Source organism: Paenibacillus artemisiicola (assembly GCF_017652985.1).
GTDB classification, from domain to species: Bacteria; Bacillota; Bacilli; order Paenibacillales; family Paenibacillaceae; genus Paenibacillus_Z; species Paenibacillus_Z artemisiicola.
The window spans coordinates 185,069-198,009 of record NZ_JAGGDJ010000002.1 but is presented as its reverse complement, the minus strand read 5'-3'; the positions used below and the strand labels follow the sequence as shown (position 1 = coordinate 198,009).

The 12,941-nt window shown below is 57.7% G+C and carries 11 protein-coding genes and 1 riboswitch; of the genes, 5 read left to right on the top strand and 6 right to left on the bottom strand.

Annotated elements, in window-relative coordinates; genetic code table 11:
• Positions 1 to 145 precede the first annotated feature (145 nt).
• The 6 genes from I8J29_RS04165 to I8J29_RS04140 form a co-directional block, all read right to left on the bottom strand.
• A complete protein-coding gene (locus I8J29_RS04165; RefSeq protein WP_208846412.1) occupies positions 146 to 1,051 on the bottom strand; it encodes a carbohydrate ABC transporter permease in 906 nt (301 codons plus the stop codon).
• A 15-nt stretch (positions 1,052 to 1,066) separates the two neighbouring features.
• Positions 1,067 to 1,975, bottom strand: coding sequence for an ABC transporter permease (locus I8J29_RS04160; RefSeq protein WP_208846411.1), 909 nt, complete (start codon positions 1,973 to 1,975; stop codon positions 1,067 to 1,069).
• A 165-nt stretch (positions 1,976 to 2,140) separates the two neighbouring features.
• Positions 2,141 to 3,763, bottom strand: a complete 1,623-nt coding sequence (locus I8J29_RS04155) for a response regulator (RefSeq protein ID WP_208846410.1) — start codon at positions 3,761 to 3,763, stop codon at positions 2,141 to 2,143.
• A 12-nt stretch (positions 3,764 to 3,775) separates the two neighbouring features.
• Positions 3,776 to 5,539, bottom strand: coding sequence for a sensor histidine kinase (locus tag I8J29_RS04150; protein WP_208846409.1), 1,764 nt, complete (start codon positions 5,537 to 5,539; stop codon positions 3,776 to 3,778).
• Positions 5,540 to 5,813: 274 nt separating this feature from the next.
• Positions 5,814 to 6,329 (bottom strand): hypothetical protein, encoded by a 516-nt coding sequence (locus tag I8J29_RS04145; RefSeq protein ID WP_208846408.1) that lies wholly within the window; start codon positions 6,327 to 6,329, stop codon positions 5,814 to 5,816.
• 100 nt (positions 6,330 to 6,429) lie between these two features.
• Positions 6,430 to 6,559: riboswitch (SAM riboswitch) on the bottom strand.
• A 204-nt stretch (positions 6,560 to 6,763) separates the two neighbouring features.
• Positions 6,764 to 7,279, bottom strand: a complete 516-nt coding sequence (locus tag I8J29_RS04140; protein ID WP_240545885.1) for a hypothetical protein — start codon at positions 7,277 to 7,279, stop codon at positions 6,764 to 6,766.
• A gap of 735 nt (positions 7,280 to 8,014) precedes the next feature.
• Between I8J29_RS04140 and I8J29_RS04135 the strand changes: the two genes are divergently transcribed.
• From I8J29_RS04135 to I8J29_RS04115, 5 genes are all read left to right on the top strand, one after another.
• Positions 8,015 to 8,881, top strand: coding sequence for an NADPH-dependent F420 reductase (locus I8J29_RS04135; protein WP_208846407.1), 867 nt, complete (start codon positions 8,015 to 8,017; stop codon positions 8,879 to 8,881).
• Between the two features lie 586 nt (positions 8,882 to 9,467).
• Entirely contained in the window at positions 9,468 to 10,610 is a 1,143-nt protein-coding gene (locus tag I8J29_RS04130; protein WP_208846406.1) for an ABC transporter ATP-binding protein, read from the top strand.
• 3 nt (positions 10,611 to 10,613) lie between these two features.
• Entirely contained in the window at positions 10,614 to 11,276 is a 663-nt protein-coding gene (locus tag I8J29_RS04125; protein WP_208846405.1) for an ABC transporter permease, read from the top strand.
• Between the two features lie 10 nt (positions 11,277 to 11,286).
• Entirely contained in the window at positions 11,287 to 12,198 is a 912-nt protein-coding gene (locus I8J29_RS04120) for a glycine betaine ABC transporter substrate-binding protein (RefSeq protein WP_240545884.1), read from the top strand.
• A gap of 11 nt (positions 12,199 to 12,209) precedes the next feature.
• Entirely contained in the window at positions 12,210 to 12,896 is a 687-nt protein-coding gene (locus I8J29_RS04115) for an ABC transporter permease (RefSeq protein ID WP_208846404.1), read from the top strand.
• The last annotated feature ends 45 nt before the right edge of the window (positions 12,897 to 12,941 follow it).

Sequence of the window (12,941 nt, the reverse complement as noted above, 5' to 3'; positions counted from 1 at the left end):
CTATTCGGAAATCGCGTATCGATCGCGTATCGCGCGAGCCTTCATCTATATCATCAATCGAACGCCCGGGCGCGGCCGCGGGTCGGCAGGATCCTTGCCGCCGCGGCGGCGGCCGGGCGTCCTCCTGGTACGCGGACGGCCGGCGTTATTCTTTGACGGAGCCGATCAGCACGCCTTTCACGAAGAAACGCTGCACGAACGGATACACGACCAGAATCGGCAGCACGGTGATCATGATGGTCGCCATGCGCACGGACTTCGGCGTGATGGCATCCGGATTGTACAGGCGGGTTTGATTCATCGTCGTCATCTGGCTGGAGCTGATCATCTGGCTCGCCTCGATCGTGCTCAGCATGCGCTGCAGGTAGGTAGGCAGCGGCTGCAGCTGAATATCGTTGACGAAGAAGGCGCCGGTAAACCAATCGTTCCATTGCCCCACGGCCGTGAACAAGCCCAGCGCCGCGAAGAGCGGCATGGAGAAGGGCAGCACGATATGGATGTAGATCCGCAGATAACCTCCGCCGTCCAGCTTGACCGACTCGACGACGCTTTCGGGAATGTTGTTTTGGAAGGAGGTTTTCATGACGAACATGTTCCAGATGCTGAACAGGGACGGCAGCACGTATACCCAGAAGTTGTTGATCAGCCCCAGATGCATGAGTTGAATGTAGTACGGAATGAGCCCTCCGCTGAACAGCATCACGAACAGAAAGACGAACAAAAGCGGCTGTCTGCCCGGCAGTTCTCTCCGCGATAAGGCGAAGGCGACCAGCGACGTAATCAATAGCGACCCGAAGGTGCCGATGACGGTCCGCTTCACCGTGACCCAGAAGGCGTTCAGAATCGTATTGTCCGATAGCATGACGCGGTAATTGTCCAGCGTGTAGAGCCGCGGCCACCAATAGATGCCGCCCAGGCTCGCATCCCGCCCCTCGTTGAGGGAGAGAATCAGGATGTACCAGAACGGATAGACGCATAGAAATGCGAAGACGGTCAATAACAGCGCGTTGCCGATCGAAAAGGATCGTTCCCCCAGCGAATAACGTCCCATGCGTTCACCCTCTTCCTACCATAAGCTGTCGCCGCCCATGCGCTTGGATAGCAGATTGCTGAACACGAGCAGCACGGTGGAGATGACGCTCATCACGAGCCCGATGGCCGTGGTCTGCGAATATTGCGCTTGTCCGATGCCCAGCCGCAGCACGTACGTATCGACGACCTCCGCCACGCCCATGTTGGCCGGATTGATCATCGCGTAGATCTGATCGATCCCGACGCTGAGCAGTCCAGGAACCGTCAAGATCAGGACGATCGAGATAATCGGCACGATGCTCGGCAGCGTGATATAGCGCATCTGGGCGAACCGGCCGGCTCCGTCCATGACCGCCGCTTCGTACAGCACCGGATTGATGCCGGAGATGGCGGCCAGATACAGGATGGTGCCCCAGCCGATTTCCTTCCACATGCTGCTCGCCACGAATATCGGGCGGAACCACGTCTCCGACCCCATGAACGCGATCGGCTCCATGCCGAGGCTGCGAAGCAGCGAATTCGCGCCTCCGCCGTCGATCGACAGGAACGCGTCGAGAAAGCCGATCACCACGATCCAGGATACGAAGTGCGGGAGATAACTGAGCGATTGCACGAGCCGCTTAAATCGGAACGCCCGGATCTCGTTAATGAGCAGCGCGACGACAATCGTGGTCGGAAACACGAAGAGCAGCCGGAGAAACGTGAGCAGGAGCGTGTTGCCGGTTGCCTTCCAAAAATCGTGGCTTGCCGCAAACTCTTTGAAATTCCGCAGGCCAATCCACGGGCTTCCCCAAACGCCGTCGGTGAAGTTATAATCCCGGAATGCCATTTGCAGCCCTAACATGGGGATGTAGTTGAACAGAACGATCAGTACGATTCCCGGCAGTGCGAAGGCGTACAGCGGGAGGTAGCCTTTCTGCTTCAACGTCCATAGGCGGTTCATGAATCGGTCTCCTTTCTCTTCCTCTTGCAGCGCTTCCTTGACTATAAGCGAGAGTTAAAGCGGTTACAATTATCCGATCGAACGATAATCGCTGCTCTCGCGCTTTCATGCTTTCAAGCCGGCAAAAAGGGCGGTGCCATGGGAGCACCGCCCTTCGTCGCGACCTTATTCCGCTTGCGTATAGCCGTGAAAATCACGGTATTCCTTCGGGCTGTAACCGGTCACGCGCTTGAACAAGCCCGTGAAATACCCGATGTTCTGATAGCCGGCGCGCTCCGCCACCTCATACAGCTTGAGCTCCGGACGAAGCAGCATATCCTTGGCTCGTTGAATGCGAATGCGGATTAACTGATCCGTGAACGAAGTGCCGAGCTCCGTCCGGAAGAGCGCTCCTAGATAGCCGGGACTCAAGAACACCGATTCCGCGACCGAGCGGAGGGACAGATTCTCATGGAAGCGTTCGTTCATGTACCCGATCGCTTTTTGCACCACGACCTGGGCGTGGCTCTTCTTCCGCTCCGCAATGAAATGGCTGACGTCCCGCAGAATACGGACGGTCTCCTGCAGCAGCTCCGGCTCCTCCCGGCACTCGAGAAGCTGCTCCCACAGCTTCCGTTCCGAGCCGAATCGGCGATGCGCTTCGCCGATTTCGGACGCCGCCCGGTACGCCCCGCTGATCAGACGCATGCAGTAGCTTCTTAGCTCCGTGCCCTGCATGCGGAGATTGGCGGCGAGGCTGTTCAGCAATTCCCCCAGCAGCGTCAAGCTGTTCTGGCTGTCTCCCGCTCCAAGCATTTCGTAAAAGTCGTCGGTCAGCTCCTCGAGGCTCTTCGCCAGGCCGGCTCCCTGCTCCATCAGCATCTTCCAGCTGTAGACCCGTTCCTCGCAGCCGATGAGCCGCAGATTGACCGCCCGCTGCGCCAGCCGGAAGCTTTCGCTTAATTGGCTAAGCTTCGCGGCAGGCGGTCCGATGCCGATCCGCGCGTTGTCGATCCCCAGACGTTCGATCTCCTCGCCGACGCGCAGCGCGCACCGCATCATATCGCGTTCGAACTCGCCGGCTTCGCCGCCCTGCAGAATCAGCACGATATTTCCGCGCTGCGACGTCGTGCGTAATTCCAGCAGCGAACCGCAGGCTTCCTGCGCGGCGCGTTCAAGCCTGCTCCTCTCCCGGCGGAGCTGCTCCTCCATCGGAAGCGAGGATGCCCGGTCGCCCTGGATGACGATCGTCGCCGCGCACCGCGGACCCTCGGCCGCGAAGAGACCCAGCGTATCCGCTCGCGACCGGGCGGCTGCTTCGCCGACGACCAGACCGTGCAGGAGTTCCTGAACGAATTGCTCCTGCGCGATGGGTTTGAAGGCATCCAGCTGCTCCTTCATCTCCGTCGTTTCCCGGGTCGTCAGGCGCTTCGCCCGCTCCTCTTGATAGATGCGGTCCAAGACGGCATGCAGCTCGTCGAATAGAATCGGTTTAACCAGGAACGCATCGACCCCGATATCGAGCGCGGTCTTGGCATAGCGGAATTCTTCGTACCCCGTAACCATGACGATGCGCATGCGGGGGTTGATCGTTCTCATGCGGGAGGCAAGCTCCAGGCCGTCGGTGCCCAGCAACCGGATGTCCGTAATGAGCAGGTCGGGCTGTTGCTGCCGGGCATCCGCAAGCGCTTCGTCCGCGCTTTCCCATTCGCCGGTCACGCGCATGCGATACCGTTCCCATGCCGTATGCTTCACGATGGACCGGCGCTGGCGTTCCTCGTCGTCGACCACGAACACGTTCATCTCCATGTTAACCCCCTCTTAGCCTGCCGCGGCGGCCTGCCTCTTCTTCTGCGGGATGTACAGCTGAACCGCGGTCCCTTCTCCCGGCGCGCTTCGGATGAGCAGCCGGTAAGACTGGCCGTAATGGCGCTTCAACCGTTCATTCACGTTATAGATCCCGAATCCGCCGTTCTCGCCGGCGCCGTCCGCGTTCTCCAGCAGCTCCCGCAGCTGCTCCTGATTCATGCCGGAGCCGTTATCCGCGATCGCGATGCACAGCGATTCCTGCCGCAGCGCGGCGGAGATCGTCAGGCTGCCTCTTCCGCCGGTGTGCACGAACGCATGCAGCAGCGCGTTTTCCACGATCGGCTGCAAGGTGATTTTGACGATGTCGCAGGTTAGCGCCGCTTCCTCCACGTCGAACGCGACGGTCAGCCGTCCGGGATACCGCGACTCGTGAATCTCCAGATAAGCCTTCACATGCTCCAATTCGTCTCTGAAAGGCAGGACGTCGACGCCGCGGTTCAGGGCCAGCCGGAAAAACTTGGCCAGCGCGTCCACCGTGCCGCTGATCTCGGAGGAGCCGACGTCCATGGCCATGCTCTTCACGAGCGCCAGCGTGTTGTAGAGGAAATGCGGATTGATCTGCGCCTGCAGCAGATTCAGCTTCTCTCTCTCCGCCCGGCTCCTGGCTTCGGCGATCTCTTCCATCGACTGATCCAGACGGATGGACATGGTATTGAACTCCGTTTCGAGATCCGCGAGCTCGTCCTTGCGGTGTACTTTGATGGTAAGCCCCAGATCGCCGCTTCGTACCCTGCGCATGCTCCGGATGAGGAAGTTGAGGCGCTTGGTGGTTCGCAGCCCGAATCCGGCGAGCACGCCGACGGTCAGCACGACGAACAGGATGCTGACGGAGACCGCCGCCTGCTTCACCAGCCGGAGCTTCTGCCACAGCTCTTGCTGGCTGACGACGGTCACGACCTTCCAGCCCAGGCGGTTCGTCTCGTACACGACCAGGCTTTGCTGGCCTTTGATTTTGGCCGGGTACCAGCCTTGCTTCGCGTCGTACACGCGTTCCAGATAGGCGGGGCGGACCGTATCCGTGCCCCCCCGCGGATCCAAGTAATTCGCCAGCACCCTGCCCTGTTCGTCCAAGACCATGAAGCCGCCCTTCTTCAGCGCCAGCGGATTGGTGATCTGATCGAACAACGCCCGGTTCGACACTTCCACGTGAATGATCCCGTACTTCTCGTTCGATATGTAATCCACGAGCCATTCGCTCAGATAGAGGGAAGGCTCGGAATGATCGTCCTTCCAGTTGAAATACCAATAGAAGGATTGGTTCCCGGCCTTCATATCGGCATACCAATCCTTGGTCTCCGCCCGCTCGAGGTTCAGCACCGTTCCGCCGTCCTCGTGCAGGTGGGGATTGCTCTTATAGAACTGGATAGTCTTCATCGGAAAATATGAGCGGATGCGGCTGACGGCGGAATTGATCTGCTGCAAGCCCATGACTTCTTCTTCGAGCGACCGGTAAGGCTGCGTAAGCGTTGTCGTAATGCCGGAATCGAGCGAGAGCTGCATCAAGATATTCTGATACCCGATAATCCGGTATTCGATATTCTCGTTCAGCTGATAGACCACCTTCTCCAGCATCTCGCGTCCTTCCTTCTGCGCTAGCGAGAGACTGGCCGAAAATAAAAAGTAGCCGATGATCAGGACGGGAATGATCAAGAACAAGATGACGACGAGAATCAATTTTTGCAGCAGCCGCACCCGGTTCCAATAGCCGGCGATCATGTACGTACTCCCTCCCGAATCGACGCCGCGAATGATGGATAAGGCCGGATTTTCATTTAGTAGTATGGCATACGTTCAACCTTCTGTAAATCGCTTTCATGGTAAGGGTCGCCTATCCGGGCACGCGGAATTACGACACGAACCCCAATAAAAATCGCGTACCCATGGGGTACGCGATGCAGGTCTTGGGAGCCGCTATTCGTTCAAGCAGCCGCGATCCGATTCGCGCTAGACCCGGAGACAATGGGATTCGTAGGAAGGTTTCCCGCCGGGCTTAAAACGCGACGTACGCTTGCGCATGCTCGAATAACCAGGCTCGGTCCAGGTAATCGTTCCGTTCGCCCCCATCGTTAACTTTCCCTCCGTACTTGTCGATGAGATCGACGAACGCGGATTCGACGAACGCAACGCGCTCGGTTCCCCAGACGTCTTTCTTCAGCTGCGGGAAGCGGATGCCTTCCGCCATGTTCATGCCTTTCATCCGCTGAAACGGCGCGGCCCACATCACCAAATCGCCCTTCAGGCTTTTGCGCGGAACCGCGAATTCCTGTAAGCCGACGATGCCCGTATTCGTGGAGAGCGCGATCAGCCCGCGCATATCCGCCTCCCGTCCGAATGGCTTCGCGCCGAATTGAAAGCATTCGATGCGGGTAATGCTGCATTTGCGCAAGAATTCAAGCCCCCATGCCGATTCGTGCACATGCGGCAGTGCATCATGAAGCGGACGAAGCCGCGGGTCATGGGCGTCTGTCTCTTCCGTCGCGGCGCGGGCGGGAATCAAGATGGGCATGTCTGCTCCTCCTATACGATGGTGAATGGGATGATGAAAACAAAAAAAGACCTTCTCCGGAGTAAGAGAAAGGTCATGAACGGACAAAGTCGGATCCTCGCTCTTATCTCTCGGATTCGCTTCGTTCAGCGTTTCCGCAAGAATTAGCACCGTGCATGCCTTCGTAACGCAAAGGTATGTCGGTTGCCGGGCTTCATCGGGCTAGTCCCTCCGCCTGCTCTTGATAAGAAAGTACAACGTATTCAATTAGCTTCATCATACTATATCGCGTTTTGATGTCAAGCTATTTCACGGCTATCCGTTATTAATTGCCGATCGTCTACGGCATAGCCGGTCATGAATCGTTAGCGAGACGAACCGGGTTACGAGCGCGTTCGCGATCGCGCCCAAGAAGCACAAGCAGCCGGTCATGGTCGACCGGCTGCTTTCGCGTCCTAATCGGACGACCGCGTTCCGTATGCCAGCTTATTCTCCATCTTCCGGACCAACAGAAAATACGCCAACAAGATCAGCATCAGGATCGGGTTAATGATCAACGAATGCCAGATCGTCCACCAGCCGTAGCTGAAATACCCCCACGGCCTGGGGAGCAGCGTCACTAACTCGTACAATCCCACGACCACATCCCACGCCAGCAAATAGAAGACCTGATATCGCCATGGCTTGTGAAACGGATACCCATTCAAGATCATCATGTTGACGGGCGGGAGGAGCACCGAATGCGCCAATAATCCCGGCCAGTCCACGCCCTTGGTAAAATACCAGTACCCGTGATATTTAAAGTCGACGTACAAGTCGAAGGTGTTTTGAAAGGCCACGGTGAACGACCAGACGTGAACGATTTGATTCCCGGTAAGCCGTTTGCAAAAGATGAAAGCCGTCAAATTGAAGATGCCGATGGCGAGGAGCAACCCGATCATTTGGTCCTTGTCCTTATCCTGTTTTTCCATTAGCGTTTCCCAAAATGCCGCCTCGCAATCTAAGCCGGATGCGAAAGGCCGATATCGTTGTCGGCAAAACAAAAAGAGACCCGCAGCAACGGGCTGCGGGCCTAAGGTATATATCCTAAAGGGGGGTCGAGTTCCAGTATAGCTCCTTCACCTTAAGACAAGTTAAAGCGCACATTTCATTTTCATTACAATTATCTTACAAATCTACTCATCTACTTCGTGCGAGATTCTTTTAAATCGGCAATTTGTGAATTTAGCATTAGTAAAGAACTTGTCAAGCACTTTTCGATGCATTGAATTCAAGTATACAATAATTGTTTTATCGGTATGATTAAAGGTGTCACGATTCATTTTGCGGTATGCATCCCTGCATATCGCCTTTTTTTATGTCTTTCCTCCCAACCGCTCGCCCGTACTCCTTCCCCTTTCGCGGGTATCCCGTCCTATCAATCTTGTCTCATTCGGTGCCCTCCAAGCATGGCTTCTATTTTGCGCGCACACCCGTTACGCCATTTTTCGCCCCAAACTATAACCATAAGCCTATTCCCGCGATGAAAGGATAGAAATAACACACGAAATAGCCTCCCGTCTCTTCCTGCCTTGTAATTGAACCTATCAAAAAAGTTCGTCAAAACGCGATCGGGGGAATTGACAAACAAAAACTGACCGCAGTATACTGACTGCAGTCACATTAAAGGTGACCACCAAATAAACGGAGAGAGAAGGCTGTAAATCATGAAAATCGCAATCGTCGGAACGGGACATATCGGCAGTAACCTGGCGCGGATTTTCGCCCGAAACAAACATGAAATATCCATCGCCAATTCGAGCAATTCCCAAGCGTTGCGCGATCTAGCCGCAGAAATCGGCGCAACGCCCGCTGCGGTCCAAGACGTGGCGAAAGGCGCCGACGTCGTCATCCTCTCCATTCCCCAGAAGCGCGCGGCCGACTTGCCGGCGGGATTTCTGGATCACGCCGCTCCGGGAGCGGTTGTCGTCGACACCGGCAATTATTATCCGCTGCACCGCGACGGTCTGATCGCGCCCATTGAGCAGGGAATGCCCGAAAGCCGCTGGGTCGAGCAGCAAATCAAGCGCCCGGTCATCAAAGCGTTCAATGCGACGAATTGGTATAACTTAACGCAGGAAATCCAGTCGTTGACGCCAACCCGTTTCGCGCTGCCGGTATCCGGCGACGACGCCGCAGCGAAGGAGATCGTCTTCCGGTTGGTCACGGAGGCGGGGTTCGATCCGGTCGATGCCGGCGGTCTTGACGAATCGTGGCGCCAACAGCCCGGAACGCCGGCTTACTGCACCGACCTCGGCGTCGAGGCGATGCGCCAAGCTTTGTCCGCGGCCGCTAAGGAGCGGAAACCGGAGTCGTCGGCCATTCGCGCGACCGAAGAAGAACGCAAGGCGGCGCAGGAGACGCAAATCGCGTTTTACCAGAGCTTCGATAACGCCATTCAGTTGCTGATGGCAGCCAACCAATGGACGGAAGCCGCCGCAACCCAGCGGCTTGTCGCTCAGTTCATGGCGGGCAAGCACTCCATCGGAGACATTTTCGCCTATGTATTCGAGCACAAACGGCTGCTGGACTAATTGCCGGTCTAATTCCTGGGCGAATTCTAGAGAAGATATGGCGACAACCGCAGAATTGCCGGCTGCCGCCTCCGAACGTCCCGCTGGCGAAGCGTTCCGTCCGGGCACGGTCCCTTCCCTTTCATGATCTGATCGAAGACCAAACAAGCTGCCGTTCGCGAACGGCAGCTTGTTGTCGTCCATGGCATGCCTGGCGGCTGCGCTCGGTAATCCCCGATCCATGCTGAACTCGCGATGCGTCCAAGCCGCGGACCAGTCCCGGCTGTCCGGGTTCCTCAAGACCTCGCCGATTACGCCCCGTCCGCTGGTTTATCCAGCTTGGCGAGACCGTTACGCGTCAGCACCTGCGGGTCCTCGTCGCGGTACATATAAGATGACATTCGACCGCCACTGCGTTGTCGGCTTGCGTTCGGTTCCCCTACCAATTCGGTTAGCATCCTGTATTTACCATGTTTGAATTGCATCGTCATGTGGTTAACACAAAAAGATTGCCCTGCCCCCTGCCAAAAAAATCAATTTCCATTCGTTTCGCTTGGATGAAAACGAGCATATTGGAAATAGTATGTCGAAAAGGATGGATACCTGCATGATTGTCATGAGCAACGTCAACAAGGTTTACCCGGACGGCTATCAAGCGTTAAAAAATATCAACCTTGAATTCAAACAAGGCGAGCTTACGGTGCTGATCGGCCCGAGCGGCTGCGGAAAATCGACGACGATGAAAATGATCAACCATCTCGTCACGCCGACGAGCGGCTCGATTCTGATCGACGGCAAGGATACGCGCGATATCGATCCGGTCGAGCTGCGCCGCGGAATCGGCTACGTCATTCAAAGCATCGGGTTATTCCCCCATATGACGATCGGGCGAAACGTAGGCGTCGTGCCCCGGTTGAAGAAATGGCCGGCCGGCCGTATCGAGCAGCGCGTCGACGAACTGCTCAAGCTGGTCGGGCTGGAGCCGTCCACGTACCGCGACCGCTATCCCTCCGAGCTCAGCGGCGGCCAGCAGCAGCGCATCGGGGTCATCCGCGCGTTCGCGGCGGACCCGGACATCATTCTGATGGACGAACCGTTCAGCGCGCTCGACCCGATCAGCCGCGAGCAGCTGCAGGACGAGATCGTCCGCCTGCAGCAGGAGCTGCACAAGACCATTATTTTCGTCACGCACGATATGGACGAAGCGCTCAAGATCGCGGACCGCATCGTCCTCATGAAGAGCGGCGAAGTCGTGCAGAGCGATACGCCGGAGCGGATTCTGCGGTATCCTGCCAACGAATTCGTGGAATCCTTCATCGGTCAGAAGCGGCTGCAGCAAGAGGATCACGTCTACGAGAGTCCGACCGTCAACGAGGTCATGGTGAACCAGCCCGTAACCGCGTACCCCAACAAGGGGTTGGCCGAAGCCATCTCCATCATGGAGCGGCGCAAGGTCGATACGCTGTTCATCATCGACCGGCGGAGGCATCTCAAGGGCGTCGTGTCGATCTATAACGTGCTGGAGCATTACGGGGAGGAGAATATTACGGTGGCCGACGTCATGAAGCCCGTCCAATATTCCGTGCGCAGCGGCTCCCTCCTGTCCGAGTCGGTGGAGATGATGAGCCACAGCCAGCTGTCCAATCTCGCCGTCATCGACGACCAGGAACGGCTCGTCGGGCTAATCACGCGGGGCAGCATCGTGCGCCATCTGGCGGAGATCCTCCCCGCTCCGGAAGAGGAGGCGTAACGGATGCAGACCTATTGGTCGTTCTTGCAGGAACGCTACGCCGACATCCTGCATGCGTTAGGCCAGCATTTGGCCATCTCGCTCACGGCGATCGTGCTCGGCACCCTCTTGGCCGTCCCGCTTGGCATCGCGCTCGTGTACAACCAGATCCGATGGATCAACGGCAGCGTCTTCTTCGTGGCCAACCTGCTGCAGACCGTGCCGAGCCTGGCGCTCCTGGCCGTCTTGATCCCGCTCATGGGGATCGGCACGAAGCCGGCGGTCGTCGCGCTGCTGCTGTACACCATCATGCCGATTCTCCGCAATACGTACGACGGCTTCGATTCCGTCGACCGCAACGTGCTGGAGTCGGCGAGGGGCATGGGCTACGGAACGATGCAGCGCATTCTGCTCATCCAGCTGCCGTTGTCGGTGCCCTACATCATGTCGGGCATCCGGGTCACGATGGTGTACATCATCAGTTGGGCGACGCTGGCGACCCTGATCGGCGCCGGCGGCTTAGGCCAGCTGATCGTGTCGGGGATGGCGGTCAACAAGCCCGAGCTGATCGTGACGGGCGCCTTGGGCTCGATTCTGCTCGCGCTGCTCGTGGACGTGCTGCTCGGCATGCTCGAGAAGTGGCTGACCGGGCGGTTCGGCGGCGGCGCGAAACGAATGACGATATAGTGGAGGTTGAATGGAGAACACGATGATTGCGAAGCTGACCAAGACGATAGCGGTGCTCGGCTTGTGCGCGATGATGCTGGCGCTCGCCGCCTGCGGCACGGGAAATACCTTCATCATAGGCGCGCAGACGTTCACCGAAACCAAAATATTAGCCGAAATGTACAAAGCGCTCATCGAAGACCGGACGGACGTCAGCGCGGAGATCATTCCGGACCTCGCGTCGAGCCCGGTCGTGCTGCAAGCGATCAAGCGTAACGACCTGCAGATGGGAACGCTCTACTCCGGCGAGATCTTCAATAACCATTTTCCGATTCAGGAGACCAAGGATCGCCGGAAGGTGCTCGAGCAGGCGCAGGCCGGGTTCAAGAAATATTACGATCTCGATTGGATGGACCCGCTCGGCTTCGAGAATACCTATGCCTTCACCGTGCGGGCCGATCTGGCCAAAGCCAAAGGCTACGAGAAGATCTCCGATATCGCGGCCGACGCGCCGAACATGCGGCTCGGGGTCGACACGTCGTGGCTTGAACGGGCTTCCGACGGGTATCCGGCCTTCTCCAAGTATTACGGCATTACGTTCGGCAAGACGTTCCCGATGGAATTAAGCCTCGTCTACAACGCCGTCGCCCAAAATCAAGTCGATATCGTCCTCGCCTACTCCACCGACGCGCGGCTCAAGGCGTATCAGTTGAAGACGCTGGCGGACGACAAGCATTTCTTCCCGCCTTACGATGCTTCGCCGGTCATTCGCAACGATGCCGTCAAGAAGTATCCCGGCGTGGCGGAAGCCGTCTCGGAGCTGATCGGGAAAATCGACGCGCAGACGATGATCGACCTGAATTACGAAGTCGACATCGGCAAAAAAAGCGAACGCGAAGTCGCCCTCGCCTACTTGAAGCGGGTCGGCTTGCTGAAATCATAGGAGGATTGCGAATGGTTGAACCTCATCTCACGTTTTGGGATTTCATCGACTACGTTCAGCGGAACTACGATCTGCTGCTGGGCTATCTGTACCGGCATATCCTGATGGTGCTGTCGGGCGTCGGCTTCGCCTTCCTCGTCGGCGTGCCGCTGGGCGCGATCTGCACGCGAAGCCGCGCCCTCGCCCGGATCATTCTCGCCATCATGAATATTTTACAGGTCGTGCCGAGCTTGGCCATGCTGGTCCTGCTGCTGTTGATCATGGGTCTGGGGTCGACGACGGTCACGGTCGGCTTGTTTCTCTATTCGCTGAACCCCATCGTCCGGAACACGTATATCGGGCTGCAGCAGATCGATCCGAGCTACGTGGAGGCGGGACGCGGCGTCGGCATGAGCACGATGCAAATCCTGTTCCACGTCCGCTTCCCGCTTGCGCTGACCTACATCATGACCGGACTTCGGATCTCCGCCGTCATTGCCATCGGCGTCGCTACGATCGCCCCGCTGGTCGGCGGCAGCGGCCTGGGCCGGGAAATCTATGCGGGCATCAACAACGGCAACTCGCTGCGCATCTTCTCCGGCGCGATTCCCGCGGCGCTGCTGGCGATCGCGGCCGACATTGTCCTCGGCTTTCTGCAGCGCAAGCTGCGGGTGGACAACCGCCGTTCGAAGAACGTCCTGCCTCCGACGCCCAGATAGCAAGGCTGACCCGTTCCAGGCCCAGCGCGGCCTGGTCGTATCGCG

Bases quoted from the DNA above. Each gene is read 5' to 3' on its own strand.
- I8J29_RS04125 (WP_208846405.1), top strand. From the start codon at position 10,614: ATGCAGACCTATTGGTCGTTCTTGCAGGAACGCTACGCCGACATCCTG.
- I8J29_RS04150 (WP_208846409.1), bottom strand. From the start codon at position 5,539: ATGATCGCCGGCTATTGGAACCGGGTGCGGCTGCTGCAAAAATTGATT.
- I8J29_RS04115 (WP_208846404.1), top strand. From the start codon at position 12,210: ATGGTTGAACCTCATCTCACGTTTTGGGATTTCATCGACTACGTTCAG.
- I8J29_RS04160 (WP_208846411.1), bottom strand. From the start codon at position 1,975: ATGAACCGCCTATGGACGTTGAAGCAGAAAGGCTACCTCCCGCTGTAC.
- I8J29_RS04155 (WP_208846410.1), bottom strand. From the start codon at position 3,763: ATGGAGATGAACGTGTTCGTGGTCGACGACGAGGAACGCCAGCGCCGG.
- I8J29_RS04165 (WP_208846412.1), bottom strand. From the start codon at position 1,051: ATGGGACGTTATTCGCTGGGGGAACGATCCTTTTCGATCGGCAACGCG.
- I8J29_RS04140 (WP_240545885.1), bottom strand. From the start codon at position 7,279: ATGGAAAAACAGGATAAGGACAAGGACCAAATGATCGGGTTGCTCCTC.
- I8J29_RS04130 (WP_208846406.1), top strand. From the start codon at position 9,468: ATGATTGTCATGAGCAACGTCAACAAGGTTTACCCGGACGGCTATCAA.
- I8J29_RS04135 (WP_208846407.1), top strand. From the start codon at position 8,015: ATGAAAATCGCAATCGTCGGAACGGGACATATCGGCAGTAACCTGGCG.
- I8J29_RS04120 (WP_240545884.1), top strand. From the start codon at position 11,287: ATGGAGAACACGATGATTGCGAAGCTGACCAAGACGATAGCGGTGCTC.
- I8J29_RS04145 (WP_208846408.1), bottom strand. From the start codon at position 6,329: ATGCCCATCTTGATTCCCGCCCGCGCCGCGACGGAAGAGACAGACGCC.